We start from the raw sequence: 22,679 nt of genomic DNA on the forward strand, positions 1-22,679 counted from the left end.
ATTCCATGCGCAAGCCAAACGTTCGGACCTCGCTGACAATTATCAATGTAACGTTTGCATTCATCTTCCTGAGCTTTGGGCTGTTTTCCCTCAGAAGCGTGCAGCAGGTTAACCAGGACACAACGGCAATCGCCAAAAACTGGCTGCCGAGTGTTTCGGTAGTCCGCAATATCGGCTTCGAGTTGGAGCGCATGAAGTTTGCCTACGCCAACCATATCATGTCGATCAACGACCAGGCCATCGCCGCCGCAGAAGCAAAGATTACCTCTCAGCGCACTGAGCTTGACAAAGCGATTGCAGCTTATCGGCCGCTTATATCCTCGCCGCGCGAAGGCCAATTGCTGCAGCAGATCGAGGAGCAGGCCGCCAGCTACCAGAAATCGTCCGAGCCTATGCTGGAAAAGTCCCGCAAGAACGATAACGATGTTGCCAAGACGATCTTCTATTCCGACATGGAGCCATACGTCGATCGTGCGGAAGAATTGGCCAATGAATTGCTGACGATAAACGTTAATGGATCCGAAGCGTCCTATGAAAACAGTCAATCCAAGTACTTGGACATTCTCTGGACGACTTGGGCGTTCACGGCACTTGTGCTTGCAATCGTTGCTGGCGCGATCTGCTATGTAGCAATCCAGATCTCGCGTCCGATCAAGAAGATCACGCAATCGATGACTGGGCTGGCCGGGGGCGACACCGGCATGCAGATTCCCTATTCCAGCCGCACGGACGAAATCGGTGCGATGGCGGCGGCGGTTGAGGTCTTTCGGCAGACGGCACTTGCCAAGATCAGAGCCGATGAAAATATCGAAACGAATCGGGTGCTGACGGAATCCGAGCGGCAGCGCCGCGAGCAAATCGAACGCGCGAGGGCTGCGGCCATGGCGCAAGCCACGAACGGATTGGCAGGGAGCCTAAAGCAACTTGCCGGCGGCGATCTCACCGTTCAGATCAGCGAGCCTTTCGATGCAGATTTCGAGGGCCTGCGCCAGGATTTCAACGGCGCCGTCGCAAAGCTCTGCCAGACCCTCGCCGAAGTGGCGGGATCGGCCGTCAATATCGACGGCGGCTCGAATGAAATCGCCAATAGTGCAAACGACCTGGCGAAACGAACCGAACAACAGGCAGCGGCGCTGGAGCAGACAGCCGCGGCTCTCGATGAAATCACAGCCAATGTCGCATCCGCCTCCAAGCGTGCCGAGGAGGCGCGTGAGGTAGCCGCGCAAGCGAATGCCGGTGCGACGACATCGGGTGAAATCGTTAGCCAAGCGGTCCAGGCCATGAGCCGGATCGAGCAGTCCTCCAGCCAGATTTCCAACATCATCGGGGTAATCGACGAGATCGCGTTCCAAACCAACTTGTTGGCCCTCAACGCCGGTGTCGAGGCAGCGCGGGCCGGCGAGGCAGGCAAAGGATTTGCAGTGGTGGCACAGGAAGTCCGCGAATTGGCGCAACGCTCCGCGCAGGCCGCCAAGGAAATCAAAACGCTGATCCAAGCATCAGCGGGAGAAGTCGCCGCCGGCGTCGTATTGGTCTCGAAAACCGGCGAAGCGCTGAAAACCATTGGTGGGCTGATCGTCTCCATGAACCGGCATGTCGAGGCAATCGCCGTCTCCGCCCGCGAACAATCCGTCGGACTTGCGGAAATCAACACGGCCGTCAACAGTCTCGACCAGACCACGCAGCAAAACGCTGCCATGGTCGAAGAGGCGAGCGCCGCTTCCGCATCGCTTGCCGACGAAGGCGCCACGCTTCGCCGGCTGATCAGTCAATTCAATCTAAACGATATCGCTCAGGACCGCACTTACGCGCTTCGCAGGACGGCTTGAGCCGGAGGACGATCGCATCGCGAAGCACGGAGTCTACCGGCTTCGCGAACAGGAATGCCGGCCACAGCCTCCCTGCGCGACTGTCGATGCTAGTCCTAACTGACGTTTGCTGAGCAGGCGGGCTGTGGCGATAACTCGCGAGAACAAATTGATATCGTTCGACATTCGCGTATTTAGTGAAAATAACGATGTCTGATTTCGATCTCGAAACCAGTCTAGGCGAACTCCGGCAAAGGGAGCCGATATTCCATCGGCGTGCCTTCGGCACGAGCCGTGACGATCTGGAGGCCATGACGGCGGAGGATTTCTTCGAGATCGGCGCAAGTGGCAGGATCTACCGGCGCGACTTCGCCATTTCCAACCTACCGGAGCGCTACAAGCAGCCGGAAAGGCATGACTGGCCCTGCCGGGACTTCTCGGTCCGACGGCTCGCCGAAACCTCTATCTGCTGAACTACACGCTGGACGAACCGAACAGGACGAAGCTTAGAACGACCATCTGGTTAAGCTCTGGCGGGAGGTGGAAGATCGTCTTCCGTCAGGGAACCATTGCCGGCCGCGCCGGCAATGTCAAAATCGCCCGAGGCGTGGAACCGAGCGCAGCCGGAACCCCTAACTCCGCCATCGACCATCAGAACGACCGGTGAACCGCCTTGTCGTTGGCAAGACGCGTCACGCAGCCTTCGAGCTTGGCGAGCAGCAGATCGAAGTCGAGCGGCTTCGTCAGATAGTCCGCCGCTCCGCCGCGAAGGCCGGCCAGCGTATTTTCCCGGTCGGTCAGCGCCGTCAGCAGGATGAAGGGAATATTGGAGAGCTCCGGGTGATTGATCTGAATTTCGGCCAGAAGCTGGTGCCCGTCCATCACAGGCATCGAAATGTCGCTGATGACGATATCGGGCCACTTCGACAGGATCATTTCCAGCCCCTCGGCGCCGTTGGAAGCCTCGAGCGTCTTGTAGCCGGCTTCGCTCAACTCTTCGACGAGCAGGTTCCGGATCTCGACTTCGTCTTCTATGCACAGAACGGTAACCATGAGCTCTTCCTTAAGCTGCGACTTGTTGATCCGACAATAGAAACTCTATTGGCAGAAGAATGGTGAATGTTGTGCCTTTGCCGAGTTCGCTCGTCACCTCGACGGTGCCGCCATGCAGTTCGATGACCTGCTTGACGACGTTGAGGCCGATGCCCGTTCCGGCAATGCCCGTGGCGCTGCGGGCACGGTAATAGGGCTGGAACAGCTTCGGCAGATCCTCCGCATCCATGCCGATGCCGCTGTCGGAAATGGCGACCTCCACCGTCTTCTCGTCGGCCCGGGCGCGAACATGAATGTCAGGCGCGTTGGGCGAATATTTGACGGCGTTCGAAATCAGGTTGGTGAAGACCTGTTCCATCGCGCTGCGGTCGAACGTCAAGACATCCGGTATGGGCTCAAGATCGAGATGGAACACATGCGTGCGGCTGAGATGGCGCTGCCTGTCGCAGCAGGTGACGAGCAGGGCTTTCAGATCACCTTCACTGCGCTTCAGTGTGATCTGTCCGGTTTCGAGCCGGCCGTTGGCGAGAATACTCTCCATCAGATCGACCATGCGCACGACCGCGCTTCGGATCACGCCGGCTTTTTCGTGAACGTAATCGCCGCTGACGTTGGTCGTCGAGCGGCAGAGCCGCTGGGCAGCGGCGTCGATGATGGCGAGCGGCGTGCGAAACTCGTGCGAAGCCATGGCGACGAACTGGCGCTGGAGCGCATTCACCTGGCGTTCGTGCACCAGCAGGCGATCCAGTTCCTCTCTCTGCCTTTCGATCTCGGCCGTTCGATCGACCACCATCTCTTCCAGATGGTTGCGGTGGTGGGTGAGCTGCGCCTGGCTGTCCAGCAGGGTCACCGAGGTGCGATGCAGACCTCGTCCGAGCCAGAAGACGACGGCAATCAGCAGCGCAAGGCAGCCAAGTCCCGCCGGCGCGATCTGCTGAAGCAGCATAAATCCGGGCAGGATAGGCGGCCACACGAGATAACCGATCGTGCCGCCGTCATGGGACGGCACAGGCACCTGCGCCCGCTCGTCCTCCCCTTTCGAAGGCGCGAAATGCAATCCTTCGAGCCGCGCGTAATGGGCGATGCTTTCGGCAGCTTTTCCATCGATGAACTTGACCGAGATGGCGATGAACTCCTGGCCCGCCTCGATCTGCATCCGGGTCGAGCTCGGCAGAATAGGACGCGCGCTGGCAATTGCCGGCCGGTTGCCGATCATGATCGTCCGAACCGCGGCCAGTTGCCCGAGCGCCTCGGCACCGGGCTTTGCAGCCGGCTCGACGAGAACGGCGCGCATCTCCCCGGCGAGAGCGGTCATTTCTCGGCCATCGTCGTCACCGAGCCGCGGCGGCACGGCATCCGCGCCGTCACGGAACGCAAACATCAGGCGATTGGTATCGTCGAAGATATAGGTCCTGTCGTGCCCGAAATACTGGCTCGTCCACCGGCCGACGTTGTCGAGCAGCCATTCATGGTTTCGCTGCTTGGCATAGAGGAAGGCATCGTCCCATTTGGTGACGCTTTCCTGCTCCCGCGGAAGTGCCGCGATCTGCTCTTCCAATCCTTGGCCGACGAAGTCGGCCTGTCGGCGCAACGAGAGATCGTCGACCTTCACCGCGGCGAGCCACGCAAATCCGCACAGCAACACAGCCGCGGCGCAGGTGAGCGTCACCAAGACGAATGTAATGTGGGATGTGAGCCCGACCTTCAATACCTGCAACCTTTTGATGGCGCCCGCTGTCGAGAAATTGACACGCAAAGGTTGACGGACCGTGAATTATGCGCTCCCGTGCGGGTCTGCGGCAGGTCTCCGATAGGCATTCCGCAATCGTTGAAGGAGAAGCACATGGATGCAGCAGCATCGCCGGATACGTCAGGCATCAGGATCGAGCCGATCGCTGCCGTCCATATCGACAGCTTTCATCGTACGCTGGACGTCGTCGCGCGGGAGAAAAAATACCTGTCCATGCTGGAAGCATCGCCCCTGCCCGAGACTCGTGAGTTCGTGATGGGCATGATTGCGAAGGGCAATCCGCAATTCGTTGCCACCGCTGAAGGCGAGGTCGTCGGTTGGTGCGACATCAGCCGGCATTTCTTCCCGTCGCGCGCCCATCGCGGAAGGCTGGGAATGGGGGTCCTTCCCGTCTATCGCGGCAGAGGTCTGGGACGAAGGCTCATCGAGACCACATTGAAAGCGGCGCAGGAAGCCGGTTTCGTCAGGGTCGAACTCGATGTTTACGAAGACAACGCCGGTGCTATCGCTCTCTACGAAAAGGTGGGGTTTGCGCCTGAAGGCATCGTCCGACGTGCGGCGTGCATCGATGGCCGGTTCATCGATGCGATCAGCATGGCGCTTTTGTTCGATGAGCGCGACTTCTCATAGATCCTGGTATCGCCGTCGATTTCTGAAAAGCCCCAGCAAGCCCAACTGATCAATCATTTGGCCTGGAATTGGAACAAACGCCCTTCGCGCAATTAAAGCTTGTCGCGTGGCGAGTGATAGAGCACTTCCGAGGCCTTCCAATCGGCAAACAATAAGCAGAATCGACGCGGGAGGCTGGCAGTGGCGCACCAAATATCGGCGTGCCACCCACCGATAGAATCGACAGATGGCCGAAGCGGCCGTCGCCCTCCGGAGCCGACGGCTGAGGACGCAATCTTGCTTGACCACTGCGGTCCAGCCGAATTTCCTTGTCCAATCCGTATACGCACTGTGCATCCGAACCAACAAACTCTATCCCAGATCAATGATCCTGAGCCGGTGTGCGACGGCTGCGGCCGCGCCCCGGCTGGAGACGGAAAGCTTGCTCAAAATGTTAGACACATGAACGCTCGCCGTTTTCGAGGAAATGAATAGATTCTTCGCGATCTCCCGATTGCTATGGCCAGCCGCGACTAGCCGGAGGACCTCGAATTCTCGATCTGTCAGGCCGAGGGGCGCCTTCGGCGCCCCCTCATCCTCTTCATCTCGTAAATTAATACGCGCTTTTGCAGCGAGGGCTTCAATCTGGTTGGCCAAAAGGCGGGCGCCGATCGAATGAGCAAGCTCCGCACCGTGCCTGAAATGGCGCGCTCCACTCGCCCGCTTGGCGGCGTTCACTGCGGCGGCACCTGCTTGCATAAGGGCGTACGCCTGCCGAAAGGGCTGGTTCAATCCAGCCCAGCTTTGGGCAACCGCAGCCCATCCATCGAGATCAGAAACCGTGGCGCGCGACATCTCAGCCAAAATCGCCAGCCTCTCGGTCTGCTCTACCATATTTCGGCATGGGGCCTGAGCGGCAAGCTCGGCCAGTTCCAGAGCAACGTCTCTCTGGTTCGTATCGACGGCAACGCGGATGGCAGAAGCCAGGAGCGGCCAGGAGGCGCTCCCTCGCTTCTCCAGATGCGCCAGAGCAGATCTCACCAAGAGCGCCGACTGATCCATGTCACCTGATAACGCTGAGCTTTCAATGTCAAATCTCAGAAGGTTGGCCGCCATACGGTTAGCAACTTGAGGCCCCGACGGGAGAGCGCGCAACGATCTTGCCGCTGCAGCAATTCGATTCGCATCCCCTAATGCCAAGGCGATCTCCGCTTGGCATTCGAAGACGTGAACAAGCCCCAATGGCAGCGGATCCAGCGCCGCCATCCGTTCGCATGTCTCAGTGGCTTCGGAGACACGGCCCAAGACCAAGAAGGCGCGGCAAAGGGGCGAACCGACCAAGGCTCCTATATACCGTGCCTGCCCGAGCTCGACCGTCCGCGCAAAAATCGCCGGTCCGATCGCAATGATCTGGCCATATTCTCCTGCGTCGAGCAGGGCCTGCAGCAGTGCTGCGCCCGCAAGAATCTCGACTCGGCCTATGGACACCTGCTCCGCCCGAATTGCGACGGTCCGATGGGCATCGATGCGAGACACGTTCGGCGCCCTGTCCAGCGACGCCGCAATGATCAGTGCCTCGATACGGTATTCCTCATCGTCGAGCCTCTCCGCCAAATCCCTCAGTTCCTCGCCCAAGCACCTGGCGCGATCGAACTCTCCCCGTAAAATCAGCGCACGGGAAAACTGCCCGAGGGCATCAGCGCGCAACCTTGTGGGACGGACTGCATGATCGAGCGCGCGCTCAAGGTCTGCGATCTCGCCTGGGAGAAGCGCGTGCTGACGCATTACCGCGCGCTGCAGAAGAAGCGCCGCCAATTGCTCGCCATCGCCGTCGGCATCCAGTTCGGCGAGTGCGCGTTCGACAAAGGCGAGCCCCTGCTCCGCCTCCGCTGCCCAGCAGGCGGCGTCAGCAGCGAGTTCCAACACCTTGCAATGGTCGACGCCGATCAACCCAGTCGCATCTTCGACCTCGGGCCACGCCGCTAACACGAGCTTCAGCATCTCCATCTGGTCTACATAGGCGAAAGTGGCAGCGGCTTCCGCCGCTGCATGCCAGGCCCATTTTAGGCAACGTTCCGCTTGGCCGGCGCCGTGCAGATGACGCGCGAGTGCTACGGAATGCCAAATCCGGTAGCTTGGAACCGGTCCGCGTTCGAGAACATCGGCATAGAAGCGATGGATGGCCACCTTTTCGCCGGCGATCAGGTCGCCCCGCACAGAGTCCTGGATAAGCGCGTGGCGGAACGCATATCCATCACGATCGGCTGCCACGACCCCCGCCGAAATCGCGGGGCGCAACAACTCCGCGAGTTCGAGGTCAGGTTTGTTCGCCACGTTGCGAAGTAGCGAATGGGTAATATGCGGTCCGCCGAGCGCCATCACTTTCAACAACTCGGCCGTGGATGCCGGCAGGTCTCTCACGCCTCTCAGCAGGTAATCGTTGAGCGAGCCTGGAACATCTGTGCGCAAGCTTCCGCTCGCATCGATAAGTGCCTCGGTGAACAGCGGGATTCCGCAGCCCCGCAAATACAGCTGTTGATCATAGCAGGCGTTGGTGGCGACCCGAGCAGGCCCTGGAGCTGCATGGCGATCTCCGCGCGGGTGAGGCGAGGAAGTTTCAGCACTTCAGAACCCTCGGAAAGAGAGAGGTCCACGATGGTTGTCCGCAATGCGTTGGGGCCGTTCGCCTCCTCGGGTCGATAGGTGACGATCAGCATTAGGCGAATTTTCTTCAGCCGCGTCGAAAGAAAGCGAAGCAAATCGCAGGTTCCCTGATCGGCCCAGTGAATGTCCTCGATAACTAGGACGAGCGGCATCTCGCGCGCCAATTCCTCGAACAACTTTCGAAGTGTCTCGAACAGCCGCGACCTTGCGATGCCTGCATCAAATCGCTCGGAGGTCTCGCCGAGTTCGGGAAGAAGCCAGGCCAGTTCTCGAGTACCCTCGCCACTGACAAGCGATCCGACTGCGGACTGGCCGCGCAGACGAACCAATTCATGCAATAGAGCTGTAATAGGCGCGTAAGGTAAGGCCGATTCCCGTTGCTCAATGCACCCACCTTTTAGGATCAAGGCCCGGCCTGAGAGTCGGTCGGCGAACTCGTCGACCAGCCGGCTTTTCCCGCCACCTGCTTCTGCCCCGAGAAGAATGCAACATTGCCGACCGCCAGAGACATCTCGGAAAGCAGTTTCCATGGAATTGAGTTCTGCGGCTCTGCCCGAAAACCGCGCCCTTTTACGGAAAATCGACACAAAATGCTCCGATACTTGGAATTCGAGGTTGCAGAGATGAAGCCATAATCATCCCATGTGTACAACCGGCAGCAGGCTGCCCGAACCCGACGGTTTGTAAACACCAGCAGGCCGACCTTCCAAAGGCAGAGGTGCGGCGGTCGGTCGACTGAATTTCTATGCCCCCGGACATGCATTTCAAACCGGTCCTACTCAATATGCCCGATGCGGCACCCCCCACCTTAGCTACAGTATCCGGACATGAAGGGAACATTTATGCGTGGGCGATCGGGTAACCGCCCGACGCTGCCCACCTCTTCTTGGACAATGGACATACGAAACGAAGGAAGGAACGGTTGGATGAAACTTTACTCTGCGCCCGGATTCTCCAGCTTGGCGGACCACATCGCCATGCTGGAGGCTGGAATTCAATTCGACCTGGTCAAGGTCGACCTAGAGACGAAGCAGATTGAAGGGGGCGGCCGATACATAGACATCAATCCGACGGGCTATGTGCCCGCCCTTATGTTCGACGATGGTGAGGTGCTGACCGAAAATGTTGCCATCCTGGCTTGGATCGCCGACCGCGCACCGGAGTTGGCACCGCAGGGTCATCTGGGCCGCTTCCGCCTGCTCGAGATGCTGAGCTTTCTCGCAACCGAGATTCACAAGCGCTTTCCCACCTACCTATCGCTTCCGAAGGAAGTCAGGGAGCCGACGGGCCAGCAAATAGTGCACTGGTTCGGCTTCGTCGCCGGCCGACTTGAGCGGGGTTATCTGTTCGGAGAGACCTTCACGGTCGCTGATGCCTATCTTTTCCAACTCGCGTGGGGCGCAGCTCAACTCGGATTCGCTCTGCCCGAGCCGTTAGGCGAATACATCGCACGGATCGAACGACGGCCGGCGGTGCAAGCCGCGCTGCACCGCGAGGGCTTGGCATGAGTGGGCTGATGATCCGCACTGACGGGGTCGAGCTCGCGACGCAGAGCTTCGGCAATCCGAACCAGCCGCCCCTACTTCTGATCATGGGCGGAATGGCGTCGATGCTGTGGTGGCCGGAGGAATTCTGCCGCCGGCTCGCCGAACGGGGTCGCTTCGTGATCCGCTACGACCAGCGCGATTCCGGCCTTTCCACGAAATATCCGCCCGGTCGGCCCGGCTACACCTTCGAGGACGCCGTCGATGACGTGTTCCGCGTGCTCGACGGCTACGGAATCCCGAGCGCTCATATCGTCGGCTTTTCCCTCGGCGGCATGGTCGGCCAGGCCGCCGCACTGAAGAGGCCGGAACGCGTGCTTTCCCTAACGGCGATCAGTACCTCGCCGGTCGGTGTGGATACATCCCATTTCCCTCCGAGCGGCGAGGCCTGGCTGGAACACATGGCCGTGGAGGCGGACTGGTCGGACCGGGCGGACGCGGTCGCGTACGTCGTCGAGGATGCGCGCCTGTCCGCCGGAATAGCGCATCCATTCGACGAAGCCGGAACTCGAGCCTTCCTCGAACGCGACTTCGATCGCTCCGGAGGCTATCTGAGTGCCACCAACCACAGCGTCCTCTTTGAGATCGGCGAGACATGGCGGGGCCGGCTCGACGAGATGAACGTGCCGCTTCTCGTCCTTCACGGCACCGCCGATCCGGTCTTTCCGCCGACGCACGGAGAGACACTCGCGCAGACTGTGACAGATGCGAAGTTCGTGAAGATCGAAGGTGGCGGCCACGAACTTCACCCCGGAGATTGGGAAAAGATCATTTCCGCCATCGACGAACATGTCGCAAGAGCGATGTGCGTCTAGCAACAGAGACAAGCCATTGGGGATTGAAATATTGGGTCGTGCCTGGCCACTCCCCCTATCGGGCGAAAGCCTCGAACGGATTGTCGTGGGTCAGGCGCACCAGGGTGCCGTCGTCTATGCCCCGCCGTTTCAGCTCTGGCAGCAAGACCGTGGAAAGATGCGTATACGGTTTGGGTATCCCGCCCATCGGCAGCGCCGGATCGAACCAGCCGCGGTCATGGCTCAACAACAAGCGATCGCCGCAGCCCGCCTCCAACGCCTTGATCACCAGCTCAGCCACCTCGTTGTCCTCGCCCCGGCCGACATGGTCATACTCGATCCAGGCGCCTCGCTCGGCGACGGCGACGTTATAGGCGAAGTCCTTTTCTTCCTGCGTATGGATCGAGATGAACCTGTCGGCCCGGTAGCCCTCCGCCTCGATGACATCGAGCTGATCCATGACGACCCGTCCTCTGATCGCATGACTGCCAATGACGGCGTCTGTCTGCGCCGCCGCGCGCGCGGCTGCCCGCAGAATTTTCGTCTCGAGCGCCGTCATGCCCTCATCGCCGGCGCTGAGCTTGATCCAGCCTGCCTGGAACCCGGTCTCGTCGATCTGCTCCGTCAGCTCGCGGAGCATCCACGCCTCCAGCTCCTTCTCGGAGGCCTGGCGGACCCATTCGGGAATCCAAGGCTCGCGGTAATTGCCGGTGGGAACGACGATTGGAAAATCCGTCGCAAGTGACACGGCAAGATCGATATCCGCACGGCGTCCGACGCCGCCCGTCGAGCATTCGACCAATGCCGTCACACCGAGCTTCTTGATCCGTTCGATCTCAGGGGCCATCAGCCGAACGACGTCTTCGATCTCTGCTTCAGCATAACCGGGCTGGTCCGGCGTCCTGAGGTCGACGAAGACATGCTCGTGCGGCAGGATCATCCCAAGTTCGGATTTGCTCTTAGGGCCGAGTGTCGTGCGCAGATGTTTCAAAGTCTTTCCCCTACCGTCGCACCGGCTTAGCGTACAGCCCCTGACACCGAAGCCTCGACACTGCCCGCGAAAGTAGATCGTCACGTGACAAAATCAATCGCTCACTCGGTTGAAATCCCCACATACTTGACCCTTGGTTTCGACTTCCAACTTGGCGCCCGGATTGCTGGCGAGCTGACTGCCGCTGGAGAGAAATATGCTGCATCGGCCTCTTCAACGTCGCATCGGCTACTTCCCCTTCCCCTCCTTGCCCTGCGCCGGCCGGCTGATCGCGCGGACCTTGCCGCTGGCGCCGCCACCGCAAAAGAAGCAGTCGGCGCCGTCGGATTCGAGGCCGGAGACGCCGGTTCCCTCGGGCATCTCCAGCCGCTCCAGCACTTCGCCGGTTTCGGGGTCGATGCGCCTGACGTCGCTGTCATCGCCCTCCCAGGTGCCGTGCCAGAGCTGGCCGTCGACCCAGGTGACGCCTGTCACGACGCGGTTGGATTCGATGGTGCGCAGGATTTTGCCCGTCTCCGGGTCGATCTGATGGATCCTGCGGCCCCGGTGCTGGCCGACCCAGAGCGAGCCTTCGGCCCAAGCAAGGCCGGAATCGCCGCCATTGCCAGGCGCCGGGATGGTGGAAAGGATACGTCCGGTCTTCGGGTCGATCTTGTGAATGACATCCTCGGCAATCTGATAGAGAAACGTGCCGTCGAAAGCCGTACCGGCATGGGACGCGACCTCGATCGAGCGCACCACCTCGCCACTTGCGGGATCGAGCGCATTCAGTCTGTCACCTGAGGCGAACCAGACGTGCTCACCATCGAAGGTGACGCCATTGACGCGCTCGGCGCCGGGAAAAGGTCCATATTCACGAATGATCGTCGCAGCCGATTTTTTCATCTCTTCCATCCTGTTCGCCCGTAGGGCCATCTTCATCAGTCAGGCGATACTAGTCGCTTGGCAGCGGTCCCGGGAGTAACAAGATCGTCGGGAAACCGGGCAGCGGCGGGCTCATCCAGCGCCGCCCCCGCCCGCGCCCGAAGGATTGCACCTTGCCCTCCCCGGCAAGCGAATCCAGCGCCCGCTGCACGGTGCGCGGGCTGGCGCCGAGCGCGATCGCCAGCGCCGAGCTCGACCAGGCCTCGCCATCGGCGAGAAAGGCAAGCACCGCCCCATGCTGGCCCTCGACCAGTGGCGCCAGCACGACGGTCTCGCCGGCGCGCTGCGGCGATAGCGCAAAGCCGCGTTTCGTCGCCGAGACCTCGACGAGCGCCTGCAGTTCGGCGCGCAGCCGTCCGATCTCGACGCGCAGCCGCGCACGATGCGATTCATCGGCATGTTTGCCGCGGAAGGCGCGCGCGATGAGCGTGCCCCTTGCCATATCCCCCGGCCAGGCTTCGGCGAGCGCGCGGGCGAGCGCGAAGAGCACCGGCCGCGTCGCCAGCGACACGGAAAGCTGATCGTCGCGCACGACATGACGGCAGGCATCGACAACGAGCGCACCCGCACCTAGCAGCTCTTCCACCTCTTCCAGCAGCAGCGGGCTTTCCCGCCAGCGCGAAATCAGCCGTGCCACCGGCGCGCTGAGCACGCGGGCGGCATTTTCCACCTCCGCCGTCAATACGGGCATACCGGCCTCGCGCGCCGCCTGCCTCGCCCGGTCAAGCGCCGCACGCGCCGCTTTGGTCTGCAGGCGTCTAATCGCGATACCCGCGACCACGAGCTCATGGGCAGCCTTTGCCGCCGGCGGTAGTGGCGTCGGGTCGAGTGTTTCGAGCGCCCGCTCGGCCTCGTCGAGCCGGCCGATCAGCACCAGCCGGCGAAGCTCGACATTCCTGGCATGGGCGGCATTGACCCTGTCGCCATGCGCTTCGAGCACCTTGCGCGCCGCCTCCAGCGCTTTGGGCGGCCAGGTGAGATCGCGCGAGACCAGCGCGATCTCGGCCTCGGCGACCACGCAGCGGGCTCGCGCCACCGCCTCCCGCGGGCCGAAAGCACGCGCCGCACTCTTCAGCAGCGCCTTGGCACGGACGAGATCGCCGAGCTGCGCCATCGCAATGCCGCGCAACGCCAGCGCCGGCGCATCGTCGCGCAGCGCCACCCGCTTCAGCGCGCCGAGCGCATCTCCCACTGCCAGCGCCCGCGCCGCTGCCGTGATCAGCGAGTCCATTCAAATCCCGTCACACTTGTCACTCCCACCACTTCCCCACCCAGCCTTAGATTTGTCGTCGACCGGCAAGCAGGCCTGCGCCGGATGCTACGACGAGAGACAGGCAAAGGAGAAGACCCATGACGGCACAGCTGAACGCAACACGCCAGCAATGGCTGGCAGCAAGGCTCGATCTGCTCGAGGAGGAGAAGGAACTGACGCGGCAGAGCGACGCGCTGGCGACGAAGCGCCAGCAATTGCCGCGTGTGAGGATCGACAAGCAATACCGCTTCGAGACCGACGGCGGCAACGTCTCGCTGAAGGATCTCTTCGGTGGGCGCTCACAGCTTCTCGTCTATCACTTCATGTTCGGGCCGGATTATACCGCGGGATGCCCCTCCTGCTCCTCGATCGCCGACGGTTTCAGCGGCGTCTTCGTTCATCTTGAAAACCACGATGTCGCCTTTTGGGCGGTCTCGCGGGCGCCGCTCGCAAAGCTGGAAGCGTTCAAGCAGCGGATGGACTGGAGCTTTCCCTGGGGCTCCTCCTTCGGCAGCGACTTCAACGGCGATTTCAGCGTCTGGTTCTCCGCCGAGCAGCAGCACCAGGGCGAGGTAGACTATAATTACCGCCGCGAACCGCCCGCCCCCGAACCCCTCCCGGGCAGGACTGTCCAGGCATGGCAGCCGCGCGACAGCGAGGCCCCGATCACTCAGATCGCCGCCATGACCGGCACCGATGTCCCCACCTATACCCGCGACCGGCCGGGCGTCAGCGCCTTCGAGCTTATCGACGGCGCCGTCTACCATAGCTATTCCAGCTATGCGCGCGGGCTGGACGGGCTCTGGGGCATGTACCAATGGCTCGACCGCGCACCCAAGGGCCGCAACGAAACCGGCACCTGGTGGCGCCACCACGACCGGTATGGCAAGGAGTGACGCCAATGCTGCTCTCCGCCCACACTCCAAAGGGAGCCGACGGCAACGCCGCTCTCAACGCCGCCGAATGGCTCTCGCTGGCCGCCGCAGCAGACGCATCAGCTGCGAAGCCGAGCAGTGGCATGGCGAGCCCGGGCGGCCGGATCGCCGCCCACACCGCCGATTGGCTGTCGCTCGCCGCCGCCCCGACATTCGCGGTCATGGCGCTGCTGACGGCCACGACCGGCAGCGCCGACATGATCTGCACGACGACGCCGGATGCCTTCCCGATCGGCGGAATGGTGCCCATGTACCTGCTGATGGGCGGCTTCCACCTGGCGCCCTGGCTGCGGCTCGCCGCCGGCTGGCGGGCCTGAATGGGCGGCGACCTCGCGCCATCTTCTCCCCAGCGGGGAGAAGATGGAGCAAGCCGCACTGCCTCCTCCCGTAATATCTCCCTGCCGGCCCTCCCAAGTTCATGCCCTCACCGCGATAAAATCGATCGGTCCGCCGACAATCTCGTCATCGAACACCGCGCAGGAAAGCTTGCCACCGAAGACGCAGCCGCTGTCGATGTTGGTGCGGTTTCCTGTCGTCACCGGATTGGACCGTGACGGCGTATGGCCGTGGACCAGGTGCTTGCCCCAATATTCGCCTGGCTGACCGGCCAGGAACCGCATCCATAGAAGATCGTCCTGGCTCTGCCGGTCCAGCGAAAATTTCGGATCGACGCCGGCGTGGACGAAGATACGATGCCGATCGACATGCATGAGCGGACGATCGGCCGCCCATTGCAGATGCTGCGACAAAACCCTGCCGCCATAGGATATTTCGGTCTCCAGCCCGCCGTTGCCGAGCCACACGGCTCTGCTCTGACCGTCGGCATAGGCAGCGACCATCATATCCTCATGATTGCCTTTCAGGCAGATCCATCTCCACGGCTCAGATGGACCGGCAATGATCCGGTCGAGGACACTTTTGCTGTCAGGCCCGCGATCGATATAATCGCCAAGGAAGACGACCGTGCCTTCAGGCGCATAGGCCTCGATACGATCGATCATCCTTCTCAGCGGATCGATACAGCCGTGGATATCACCTATGGCGAATGTGTAGCGCATGTTTCAAGCTTCTCGGTTGCAATGCGACGGCCCGCGGCCAAGGATGAGAAGACACGCCAGGACTTTGTGCGGAGGCTCACGCCGCTCGTCGTCCACCGCATCATAGCAAAGGAAAGCCGGCCGCCATCGCGAAAACCGACTCGTTCTCCGGCATTTATGGCCATTGGCTCTCCTTCCGCTTGAATTCGATATGATCATCGCACCAACCATCGAAGATGCCGATCCGCAGACGGGTGCGACCTTGCATTGTGCGGTCGCCAACGGCTATGCCTTCATCACCATGAAGAAATACGGACGAACCTATCACCTACCGATTTCGCCCGGAGCGACAAGCGACGATAAGGTCATGGCGAAGCTTGACGGGCTGATGATTGGCGATCTTGTCATCACAGAGAAAATGGATGGTGAGAACACGACCATTCATCGGGGCGGGTCTCATGCCCGTAGTCCCGATAGCCGTTACCATTCATCGCGCGATTGGCTTAAGGCTTTTGCTGCCGGCATCAGTCCGCAACTGGCAGATGGCGAACGCATCGTGGGTGAGAACCTCTATGCCCGGCACTCGATCGGCTATGATGATCTTCCGTCATACTTCCTCGGCTTTGCTTGGATTATCGACGGCGAAGTTCAATCCTGGGATCTGACTCTCGCTCGATTCGAAGAACTGAGTATCGTTCCGGTGTCGACTCTGTATCGGGGGCCATACAAAACCGGCCTGTTCGAGGATACTGCGGCCTCGCTGGATAGGACCAAGCAGGAGGGGTTTGTCGTTCGGATCGCTGATGCGTTCCTGGAAGCCGAAATGCCAGTTCGGATGGGCAAGTATGTGCGGGACAACCACATTCAGAGTGAAACGCATTGGATGCAGTCGGAACTCATCCCCAATCGCTTGGCAAATTCCTGACGGCCGCTCGCCTCTCCTCCGTCATTCCTGTCACAGGAATGACGGAGGGTGGGTGGCGCTTCTGCCAAACTTCACGCCGTCGCAATGCCGAACCGAACCACAACCGCTATCACCCCTCGACAAAACCCCGCCGGACCGCCTCCCAACTCTCCGCATCCGGCGCCAATAGCAGCCGGCCCTTGGTCATCGCAGGGCGATAGGTTTCGCCGCTGAGCAATGCCCCATGGCCGCCGGCTTCGTGATGGATCAGCACGCCGGCGGCGTGGTCCCAGGGTTTGAGCTCGGCGTTGAGCGAAAAGCTCATCGCTCCCGTCGCCACCGCCCGGTATTCATAGGCCGAGCAGCGCCATGTGGTGGTGCGGCCAAAGTGCAGCAGGCTCCGAGAGTAGACCGGCTGCTCCTCGGCGGGGAACATATGCAGCGGCACGAAGCCGTGCATCTCCCCGATCGGCCCCGGCGGCGCGACGCTGAGCCGGGTCCTGGTGCCATCACGGGCAATATGCCACGCCCCTCGCCCCAGCCGGGCGGCAAGGAAATCGCCGGTCACAGGATAGTGGATCAGCCCGGCCACCGTCTCGCCGCCCGAGACGATCGCCACGATCATGCCGAACAGCGGCACGCCATGGGCGAAATTCCAGGTGCCGTCGACAGGATCGATGATGACGGCCAGATCGGCGTCGCCAAGCCGCGTCAGAATCGACGGATCGGCGGAGACCGCCTCCTCGCCGACCAGCAGCGCCTCGGGAAAGTGCGCCGACAGCGCTTCGGTAAGCCGCCACTCGGCGCCGATATCGGCATCGGTCACCAGATCGTCGGGCGCGGTCTTGGTGCGGATGCCCTCGGCGGTGACGCCGAGGAAGCGGGGCAGGATCTCCGCCTCCGCCGCCCGGCGCATATCCTCCATGATGGTGGAGAATATGTCGTTCGACACGTCCCTCATGCCCGGCGCGCCTCGATATAGGCCTTAAGCGCGGCGGGCTGGTCGGTCTGGATGACGCTGATGCCGGCCGCCATCATCCGTCCCCAGATCGCGTCGGGATCGGCAAGTGCCGCACTATCGGTCAAGCCGCAGCAGGAGACCGGATCGAGCGTGTTGACCCAGAGCGAGATTCCGGCGTTGCGCAGGCGCGCGTGCTGGCCGGCCAGGGTCTCAAGCGCATCGAACTTGGCTTCGCACATGAAGGGGCGCACCGCGATGACTGCCTTGGCGGTCTCTTCGGCGCTCCCGACCCTGAAGAACGCCTGGCCCATGAACGGAATGCCGTCGATCCCGGGCTGCCTGGCGAGCCAAGCCAGCGCCTCCGGCGTGTCGGCGCGAGCCTTGAGATCGACCTGGTCGGCCATGCCCATCTCTTTGACCTTGGCCGCGACGATGCTCATCATCTCGAGGTCCTTGAGGTCGAGATCGACGAAGATGCGGCCACGTACGGTTTCGAGCACCTGTTCCAGCGTCGGAACGGTCTGCGTCGTGAACGGCTGGTCCGGCCCGCCATCGGCCATACGCAGCCGCAGGCTGGTGATCTCGGCGATCGTCATCTCCTCGGGGGTGCGATCGATGCCGGCCATGCGCTCGAGCGTGTCGTCATGCAGGATGAACAAGTGGCCGTCGGTGCTCTGGCGGATATCCACCTCGACGATGTCATAGCCGCCGGCGATCGCATTCTCGATGGCGGCAAGGCTGTTTTCGGGAGCATGATGCCAGGCACCGCGATGGGCGACGATGGCGCAGGGGCGCGACGGGTCGGCAATGTGGTCGATGTATTTCACGGGACTTCCTCTAGAACAATTCCAGCAAAAGTGCGCAGCTGTTTTGCGTTCGGAATTGTGTTAAAACAAAGAGATAGAACATTTCCGTGTTTCGGAAAAAAAACGGAAATGTTCTAGTTTGCGCCGAATGCGCCTGGTATGGCCCTGCCGCTCTCCGCATCGAAGAGATGCAGGCGGGAGGCAGGGAAATTGAGAGAGAGTTGGCTGTGATCCGGTATCTCGACGCCGAAGGGCGTCGCGATCCTGACGACCGAGCCGCCGAGCTCGGCTGCCAGGATCGCGTGCGAGCCGAGATCCTCGCGAAACCGCAGGGCGGATGTGAGCACCTGTCCGTCGGCCCCGCCACCGATCAGGATATCCTCGGGCCGGATGCCGAGCTGATAGGCGCCGGTAAGCCGGGCTCGCGCCACCACCTGCCCGTCGGCGAGCCTGAGCACCGTGCCGTCGCCGATGACCGGCAGGATGTTCATCGGCGGCGCGCCGATGAATTTGGCGACGAAGACCGAGGCCGGCTGGTGATAGATCGCTTTCGGCGTGTCGAACTGTTCGATCCGCCCCTTGTTGAGGATGAGGATGCGGTCCGCCAGCGTCATCGCCTCCACCTGATCGTGGGTGACGAAGACGGTGGTGGCGCCGATGCGCCGGTGCAGTTCGGCAAGCTCGACACGCATGTCGTGCCTGAGCTGAGCGTCGAGGTTGGAGAGCGGCTCGTCGAATAGAAGCACGCCGGGCTCGCGTACGATGGCGCGGCCGATCGCGACGCGCTGGCGTTGGCCGCCGGAAAGCTGCCCGGGCTTGCGGCCGAGGAAGTCCGACAGCCCGAGCATCTTCGCCACCGCGCCGACCCGCTCGATGCGCTCGGCCTTCGCCATGCCTGATACCTTGAGGCTGTAGGCGATGTTGTCGAAGACGCTCATATGCGGGTAGAGCGCATAGTTCTGGAACACCATGGCGCAGCCGCGATGTTTCGGCTCCAGATCCTGCACCTGCCGGCCGCCGATGACGATCGTGCCGCCGCTCACCCGCTCCAGCCCGGCGATCATCTGCAACAGCGTGGACTTGCCGCAGCCGGAGGGACCGAGCACGACGGTGAATTCGCCGGCTCGGAGTTCGACATCCATCGGCGGGATGACGACGGTCTCGGCGTCATAGGCCTTGGTGACGCCTGATAGCGTGATGTTGGCGGCAGCGGCGCGGATGGCCATGTCGATGGCGTTCATGCCTATTTCTCCGTGAGAGCGAGGCCCTGGACCAGATAGCGCTGCAGGAGCGCGATCATCGCGAGCGGAATGATGGAAACGATGACGGCGCCGGCCATGATCATCGGAAAGTCGGGGATCTCTCCTTCCGAATCCGGCACGAGCCGCGCCAGCCCGACGACGGCGGTCTGCATGTCTGACGTCGAGGCGGCGACCAGCGGCCAGAGATATTGCGTCCAGCCGCTGAGGAAGGTCAGCACGAAGAGCGCGGCGAAGCTGGTGCGCGACAAGGGCAGCAGGATATCGAAGAGAAAGCGGATCGGCCCTGCCCCATCCATGCGCCCCGCCTTGAACAGATCCTTGGGCAGGGTGAGGAAGAACTGGCGGAACAGGAAGGTACCGGTGCCATGCGCCACAAGCGGCGCGATCAGGCCGAAATGCGTGTTCAGCACGCTCCATTCGAGCTTCACCGGCGCGCCGAAATAGTCGGCGATCAGCCCGTTCAGGCCGGTGATATCGAGCAGCGCGTTGACCGGCGAAAACACGTTCGACGCCACCTGGTAGGTGGTGATGACGCGGATCTCGATCGGCAGCATGATGGTCGCAAGGATGAGCGCGAAGACCACGCTCGCCCAGCGAACCCTGAAATAGACGATGGCATAGGCCGACAGAAGCGACAGGACGCACGTCGCGAATGCATCGCCAAAGGCGACCACCAGACTGTTCAGCATCTGAACCGGGATGTGCGTCTCGGTGAAGATGTGCGCCGCATTGGTGAAAAACTGGTCGCCGGGATACCAGGCGAGCCCGTTGCGCAGGATGAATTCATAGGACTGCGAGGCTGTCGCCAGCGTCAGATAGAGCGGCCCGAGGATATAGACGATGCCGACGATGAGCACGAAGCCGGCAGCGATGTTGAGGGAACGTGCGTTTTCGATCATGGGGTCACCGCTCGTAGTTGATGCGCCGGCCGAGGAAGAGGAATTGGGCGGCGGTGAGGAGGACAACGAAGACCATCAGGATCGCCGTCTGGGTCGAGGCGCCGGAGAGGTCGTAGCCGCTGAAGCCGTCGGTATAGATCTTATAGACCAGCAGCGTGGTGGCGCCGCCGGGACCACCATGGGTGATCGTATCGATCAGCGCGAAAGCCGAGGTGACGCTTTCGGTGAACTCGAGCACCAACGTCAGGAAGAGCTGCGGCATGATGAGCGGCAGTTGCACGTCGAAGATGCGCCGCCACGGCCCTGCCCCATCCATTGCGGCTGCCTGGTGCATGGTCTTCGGGATCGACTGCAGGCCGGCGAGCAGGATGACGAAATTGAACGGGATGCCGCCCCAGACATGCGCGGCGATCAGCGTGATGAAGGCATCCGTGCCGTTGATGCCAGGCGCCCAGATGCCGGGAAAGGCTGAGTTGAGTGGCGCGAGCACGCCGACGAAGGGATTGAAGATGAAGGCGAAGACGACGCCGATCGAGGCGCCGGCAACACCCTTCGGCCAGACGAGCACATTACGCGCCGGCAGCGACAGGCGGATCTTCCGGTCGGCCGCGACCGCAAGGATCAGCGGGACCACCACCGCAAGCGCTGAGGCAGTGACCATGAAGACGATGGTGCGCCAACAGCTCTTCCAGAACTCCGGATCGGAGAACACGCGGGCAAAATTATCCCAGCCGACAAACATCGAGCCGCCGCCGAAGGGGCGCTCGAGGAAGAACGACCAGTAGAAGGCTTGAAAAACCGGCACGTAGAAGAAGAGCGCAATCAGCAGCATGAGCGGCGCTACCAGCAGAAGCGGCAGCCAGCGATGGCTGAAGAGAGAAGATTCCGACGTCATGGAGAAGCCCTGCATTGGAAGACCGCACGGGAGCGCGGGACGCGCCCGTGCGTGGGACGCGCGGGACGTTCAAACGTCCCGCGCGTGAGATGTCGGGATCACTGCATCCTCACGCCCTTGTAGGTCTGCTCGAAGCGGCGCAGCAACTCGTCGCCGCGCTTCTTGGCGTTGTCGAGCGCCGCCTGCATGGTCTCCTGGCCGGCAAAGGCCTTCTGCGTCTCTTCCATGAACACCTGGCGGAACTGCACGTAGAAGCCGAGACGGATGCCGCGGGTATCCGGCGTGCGCGGCTGGTTCATCGACTCGATGCCGACGGCGGCCGTCGCATATTTCGGCGCGTTCGCCTCGCCGCTTTTCACGATCGCATCCATCACATCGTTGGTGACGGGGACGTAGCCGGTGGCGGCGGTGAGGAACATCTGCTGTTCGGGACGGCGCAGGAAGTCGAGGAAGGCCTTGGCGCCTTCGACCTCGGCCTTGTCGTGACCCCTCATGATGTAGATCGAGGCACCGCCGACGAGCGTGTTGTGGCGCTCGTAACCCTCATACATCGGCGCCATGCCGACTGACAGTTCGTATTTGCCTTCGAACGCCTTGGCCGAGGCGGTATAGGAACCCGAGGAATTCTCCATCATCGCGCATTCGCCGGTGTTGAAGGCGGCGGTGAAGTTGCCGGCCTTGGTATCGGCATTGAGCTTGACGAGGCCTTCCTTGCGCCAGTCGATCAGGTTCTGGAGATGCTTGGCGGCGAAGGTGGTGTTGAACACATATTCGGCGTCGAGACCATCATAGCCGTTATGCCGCGAAGCAATCGGCAGGCCATGGCGGGCGGAAAACTGTTCGAGCACGCGCCAGGTGTCGCCATCGGTGGTGAAGGGGCAGGCATGACCCGAAGCCTTCAGCTTGCGGGCGGCCTCGATGATCTCTTCCCAGGTCGCAGGCGTCTTGGTGATGCCGGCTTTCTGCAGCTCGGTCTTGTTGGTGTAGAACAGCAGCGTCGAGGAATTGTAGGGCTGGGCGAAAAGCTTGCCGCCGGAGGTTTCGTAATAGGCCCGGGCGCCGGCGATATAATTGTCCCACTTGACCTCGGGCAGCACGTCCTGGACCGGAACGACGGCATCCGACAGCATCAGGTCGAGCGTGCCGGCGTCGAAGAACTGGATGAGGACGGGATGCTTGTTGGCGCGGAAGGCGGCAATCGCCTTCTGCATCGACACTTCGTAGCTGCCCTGGCCGACGCAGGTGATGCGATGCTCGGATTGCGCGGCATTGAAAGCGGCGCACTGATCCTGGATCGCCTTTTCGACGACGCCCGTATTGCCGTACCAGAATTCGATATTGGCGGCCTGCGCAGAACACGCGCCCGCCATCAGCGCGGCAGCAGCCGCCAGGATGGAAATCTTCATCATTGCCCTCGCCTGTTTTGATAGCCGGGTTCGAGCCCGGCTCTGTGACGGCGCATTTATTACACGTAGTGTGTAACAATTTAGTGACGCGCACGTGACACTTGATGGGAAGAGAGGCCGCTGATAAAGGGGAGACGCAACAGACAACCGAAAGCACCAAAAATTATTACTACACCTCTGTAGTA

Annotated in this window: 20 protein-coding genes and 1 pseudogene; 8 read left to right on the top strand and 13 right to left on the bottom strand. The window is 61.7% G+C overall.

Going from position 1 to position 22,679, the window contains the following annotated elements; genetic code table 11:
- The first annotated feature begins 5 nt into the window (after nucleotides 1–5).
- Nucleotides 6–1,829, top strand: a complete 1,824-nt coding sequence (locus tag BA011_RS11375; RefSeq protein WP_065280540.1) for a HAMP domain-containing methyl-accepting chemotaxis protein — start codon at nucleotides 6–8, stop codon at nucleotides 1,827–1,829.
- Between the two features lie 188 nt (nucleotides 1,830–2,017).
- A complete protein-coding gene (locus BA011_RS45080; protein ID WP_237352652.1) occupies nucleotides 2,018–2,281 on the top strand; it encodes a DUF4440 domain-containing protein in 264 nt (87 codons plus the stop codon).
- 178 nt (nucleotides 2,282–2,459) lie between these two features.
- On the opposite strand, the gene BA011_RS11385 is transcribed toward BA011_RS45080, so the two are convergent.
- Together BA011_RS11385 and BA011_RS11390 are read right to left on the bottom strand one after the other, a co-directional pair.
- The gene (locus BA011_RS11385; protein ID WP_003560657.1) at nucleotides 2,460–2,861 is read right to left on the bottom strand and encodes a response regulator; all 402 of its coding nucleotides are present in this window, start codon (nucleotides 2,859–2,861) and stop codon (nucleotides 2,460–2,462) included.
- A gap of 10 nt (nucleotides 2,862–2,871) precedes the next feature.
- On the bottom strand, nucleotides 2,872–4,617 hold the full coding sequence (locus BA011_RS11390) for a sensor histidine kinase (RefSeq protein WP_065280541.1): 1,746 nt from the start codon (nucleotides 4,615–4,617) through the stop codon (nucleotides 2,872–2,874).
- 87 nt (nucleotides 4,618–4,704) lie between these two features.
- Here BA011_RS11390 and BA011_RS11395 point away from each other — a divergent pair, with 87 nt between their 5' ends.
- Complete coding sequence (locus BA011_RS11395) at nucleotides 4,705–5,241, top strand: GNAT family N-acetyltransferase (protein ID WP_065280542.1); 537 nt, start codon at nucleotides 4,705–4,707, stop codon at nucleotides 5,239–5,241.
- Between the two features lie 351 nt (nucleotides 5,242–5,592).
- Here the strand turns inward: BA011_RS11395 and BA011_RS44850 are convergent.
- Nucleotides 5,593–8,414: pseudogene (locus tag BA011_RS44850) on the bottom strand (helix-turn-helix transcriptional regulator).
- A gap of 396 nt (nucleotides 8,415–8,810) precedes the next feature.
- On the opposite strand from BA011_RS44850, the gene BA011_RS11405 reads away from it, so the two are divergent.
- Nucleotides 8,811–9,392 carry a glutathione S-transferase N-terminal domain-containing protein gene (locus tag BA011_RS11405; RefSeq protein WP_065280543.1) on the top strand — a complete coding sequence of 194 codons (582 nt, stop codon included), beginning with the start codon at nucleotides 8,811–8,813 and terminating at the stop codon, nucleotides 9,390–9,392.
- Complete coding sequence (locus tag BA011_RS11410; protein WP_065280544.1) at nucleotides 9,389–10,243, top strand: alpha/beta fold hydrolase; 855 nt, start codon at nucleotides 9,389–9,391, stop codon at nucleotides 10,241–10,243. Before BA011_RS11405 ends, BA011_RS11410 begins: the two co-directional genes overlap by 4 nt.
- 55 nt (nucleotides 10,244–10,298) lie before the next feature.
- On the opposite strand, the gene BA011_RS11415 is transcribed toward BA011_RS11410, so the two are convergent.
- The 3 genes from BA011_RS11415 to BA011_RS11425 form a co-directional block, all read right to left on the bottom strand.
- Nucleotides 10,299–11,213 carry a phosphotriesterase family protein gene (locus tag BA011_RS11415; protein WP_065280545.1) on the bottom strand — a complete coding sequence of 305 codons (915 nt, stop codon included), beginning with the start codon at nucleotides 11,211–11,213 and terminating at the stop codon, nucleotides 10,299–10,301.
- Between the two features lie 228 nt (nucleotides 11,214–11,441).
- Nucleotides 11,442–12,098: a PQQ-binding-like beta-propeller repeat protein gene (locus BA011_RS11420; protein ID WP_065282502.1), complete on the bottom strand. Its 657-nt coding sequence runs from the start codon at nucleotides 12,096–12,098 to the stop codon at nucleotides 11,442–11,444.
- 49 nt (nucleotides 12,099–12,147) lie between these two features.
- Nucleotides 12,148–13,368, bottom strand: coding sequence for a DNA-binding protein (locus BA011_RS11425; RefSeq protein ID WP_065280546.1), 1,221 nt, complete (start codon nucleotides 13,366–13,368; stop codon nucleotides 12,148–12,150).
- Nucleotides 13,369–13,487: 119 nt separating this feature from the next.
- Here BA011_RS11425 and BA011_RS11430 point away from each other — a divergent pair, with 119 nt between their 5' ends.
- Complete coding sequence (locus BA011_RS11430; RefSeq protein WP_065280547.1) at nucleotides 13,488–14,285, top strand: DUF899 domain-containing protein; 798 nt, start codon at nucleotides 13,488–13,490, stop codon at nucleotides 14,283–14,285.
- A gap of 5 nt (nucleotides 14,286–14,290) precedes the next feature.
- Complete coding sequence (locus BA011_RS11435) at nucleotides 14,291–14,641, top strand: hypothetical protein (protein ID WP_065280548.1); 351 nt, start codon at nucleotides 14,291–14,293, stop codon at nucleotides 14,639–14,641.
- Between the two features lie 99 nt (nucleotides 14,642–14,740).
- Here BA011_RS11435 and BA011_RS11440 read toward each other — a convergent pair whose 3' ends face one another.
- Complete coding sequence (locus BA011_RS11440) at nucleotides 14,741–15,382, bottom strand: metallophosphoesterase family protein (RefSeq protein ID WP_065280549.1); 642 nt, start codon at nucleotides 15,380–15,382, stop codon at nucleotides 14,741–14,743.
- A gap of 280 nt (nucleotides 15,383–15,662) precedes the next feature.
- On the opposite strand from BA011_RS11440, the gene BA011_RS11445 reads away from it, so the two are divergent.
- Nucleotides 15,663–16,286, top strand: a complete 624-nt coding sequence (locus BA011_RS11445; RefSeq protein ID WP_065282503.1) for an RNA ligase family protein — start codon at nucleotides 15,663–15,665, stop codon at nucleotides 16,284–16,286.
- A 109-nt stretch (nucleotides 16,287–16,395) separates the two neighbouring features.
- On the opposite strand, the gene BA011_RS11450 is transcribed toward BA011_RS11445, so the two are convergent.
- The 6 genes from BA011_RS11450 to BA011_RS11475 all read right to left on the bottom strand — a co-directional run bounded on the left by BA011_RS11450 (nucleotide 16,396) and on the right by BA011_RS11475 (nucleotide 22,494).
- Entirely contained in the window at nucleotides 16,396–17,226 is an 831-nt protein-coding gene (locus BA011_RS11450; protein ID WP_065280550.1) for an inositol monophosphatase family protein, read from the bottom strand.
- On the bottom strand, nucleotides 17,223–18,053 hold the full coding sequence (locus BA011_RS11455) for a glycerophosphodiester phosphodiesterase family protein (protein WP_065280551.1): 831 nt from the start codon (nucleotides 18,051–18,053) through the stop codon (nucleotides 17,223–17,225). Before BA011_RS11455 ends, BA011_RS11450 begins: the two co-directional genes overlap by 4 nt.
- Before the next feature lie 113 nt (nucleotides 18,054–18,166).
- Complete coding sequence (locus tag BA011_RS11460; RefSeq protein ID WP_065280552.1) at nucleotides 18,167–19,273, bottom strand: ABC transporter ATP-binding protein; 1,107 nt, start codon at nucleotides 19,271–19,273, stop codon at nucleotides 18,167–18,169.
- Between the two features lie 2 nt (nucleotides 19,274–19,275).
- Nucleotides 19,276–20,193 carry an ABC transporter permease subunit gene (locus tag BA011_RS11465; protein WP_065280553.1) on the bottom strand — a complete coding sequence of 306 codons (918 nt, stop codon included), beginning with the start codon at nucleotides 20,191–20,193 and terminating at the stop codon, nucleotides 19,276–19,278.
- A 4-nt stretch (nucleotides 20,194–20,197) separates the two neighbouring features.
- Nucleotides 20,198–21,088 (bottom strand): carbohydrate ABC transporter permease, encoded by an 891-nt coding sequence (locus tag BA011_RS11470; protein ID WP_028740943.1) that lies wholly within the window; start codon nucleotides 21,086–21,088, stop codon nucleotides 20,198–20,200.
- A gap of 98 nt (nucleotides 21,089–21,186) precedes the next feature.
- Complete coding sequence (locus BA011_RS11475) at nucleotides 21,187–22,494, bottom strand: extracellular solute-binding protein (protein WP_065282504.1); 1,308 nt, start codon at nucleotides 22,492–22,494, stop codon at nucleotides 21,187–21,189.
- Nucleotides 22,495–22,679: the final 185 nt, after the last annotated feature.

It is taken from the genome of Rhizobium leguminosarum, from assembly GCF_001679785.1.
Classification (GTDB): Bacteria; Pseudomonadota; Alphaproteobacteria; order Rhizobiales; family Rhizobiaceae; genus Rhizobium; species Rhizobium leguminosarum_R.

Bases quoted from the DNA above. Each gene is read 5' to 3' on its own strand.
- BA011_RS11385 (WP_003560657.1), bottom strand. From the start codon at position 2,861: ATGGTTACCGTTCTGTGCATAGAAGACGAAGTCGAGATCCGGAACCTG.
- BA011_RS11470 (WP_028740943.1), bottom strand. From the start codon at position 21,088: ATGACGTCGGAATCTTCTCTCTTCAGCCATCGCTGGCTGCCGCTTCTG.
- BA011_RS11430 (WP_065280547.1), top strand. From the start codon at position 13,488: ATGACGGCACAGCTGAACGCAACACGCCAGCAATGGCTGGCAGCAAGG.
- BA011_RS11475 (WP_065282504.1), bottom strand. From the start codon at position 22,494: ATGAAGATTTCCATCCTGGCGGCTGCTGCCGCGCTGATGGCGGGCGCG.
- BA011_RS11450 (WP_065280550.1), bottom strand. From the start codon at position 17,226: ATGAGGGACGTGTCGAACGACATATTCTCCACCATCATGGAGGATATG.
- BA011_RS11375 (WP_065280540.1), top strand. From the start codon at position 6: ATGCGCAAGCCAAACGTTCGGACCTCGCTGACAATTATCAATGTAACG.
- BA011_RS11405 (WP_065280543.1), top strand. From the start codon at position 8,811: ATGAAACTTTACTCTGCGCCCGGATTCTCCAGCTTGGCGGACCACATC.
- BA011_RS11440 (WP_065280549.1), bottom strand. From the start codon at position 15,382: ATGCGCTACACATTCGCCATAGGTGATATCCACGGCTGTATCGATCCG.
- BA011_RS11420 (WP_065282502.1), bottom strand. From the start codon at position 12,098: ATGAAAAAATCGGCTGCGACGATCATTCGTGAATATGGACCTTTTCCC.
- BA011_RS11460 (WP_065280552.1), bottom strand. From the start codon at position 19,273: ATGAACGCCATCGACATGGCCATCCGCGCCGCTGCCGCCAACATCACG.
- BA011_RS11445 (WP_065282503.1), top strand. From the start codon at position 15,663: ATGAAGAAATACGGACGAACCTATCACCTACCGATTTCGCCCGGAGCG.
- BA011_RS11395 (WP_065280542.1), top strand. From the start codon at position 4,705: ATGGATGCAGCAGCATCGCCGGATACGTCAGGCATCAGGATCGAGCCG.
- BA011_RS11425 (WP_065280546.1), bottom strand. From the start codon at position 13,368: ATGGACTCGCTGATCACGGCAGCGGCGCGGGCGCTGGCAGTGGGAGAT.
- BA011_RS45080 (WP_237352652.1), top strand. From the start codon at position 2,018: ATGTCTGATTTCGATCTCGAAACCAGTCTAGGCGAACTCCGGCAAAGG.
- BA011_RS11410 (WP_065280544.1), top strand. From the start codon at position 9,389: ATGAGTGGGCTGATGATCCGCACTGACGGGGTCGAGCTCGCGACGCAG.
- BA011_RS11465 (WP_065280553.1), bottom strand. From the start codon at position 20,193: ATGATCGAAAACGCACGTTCCCTCAACATCGCTGCCGGCTTCGTGCTC.
- BA011_RS11435 (WP_065280548.1), top strand. From the start codon at position 14,291: ATGCTGCTCTCCGCCCACACTCCAAAGGGAGCCGACGGCAACGCCGCT.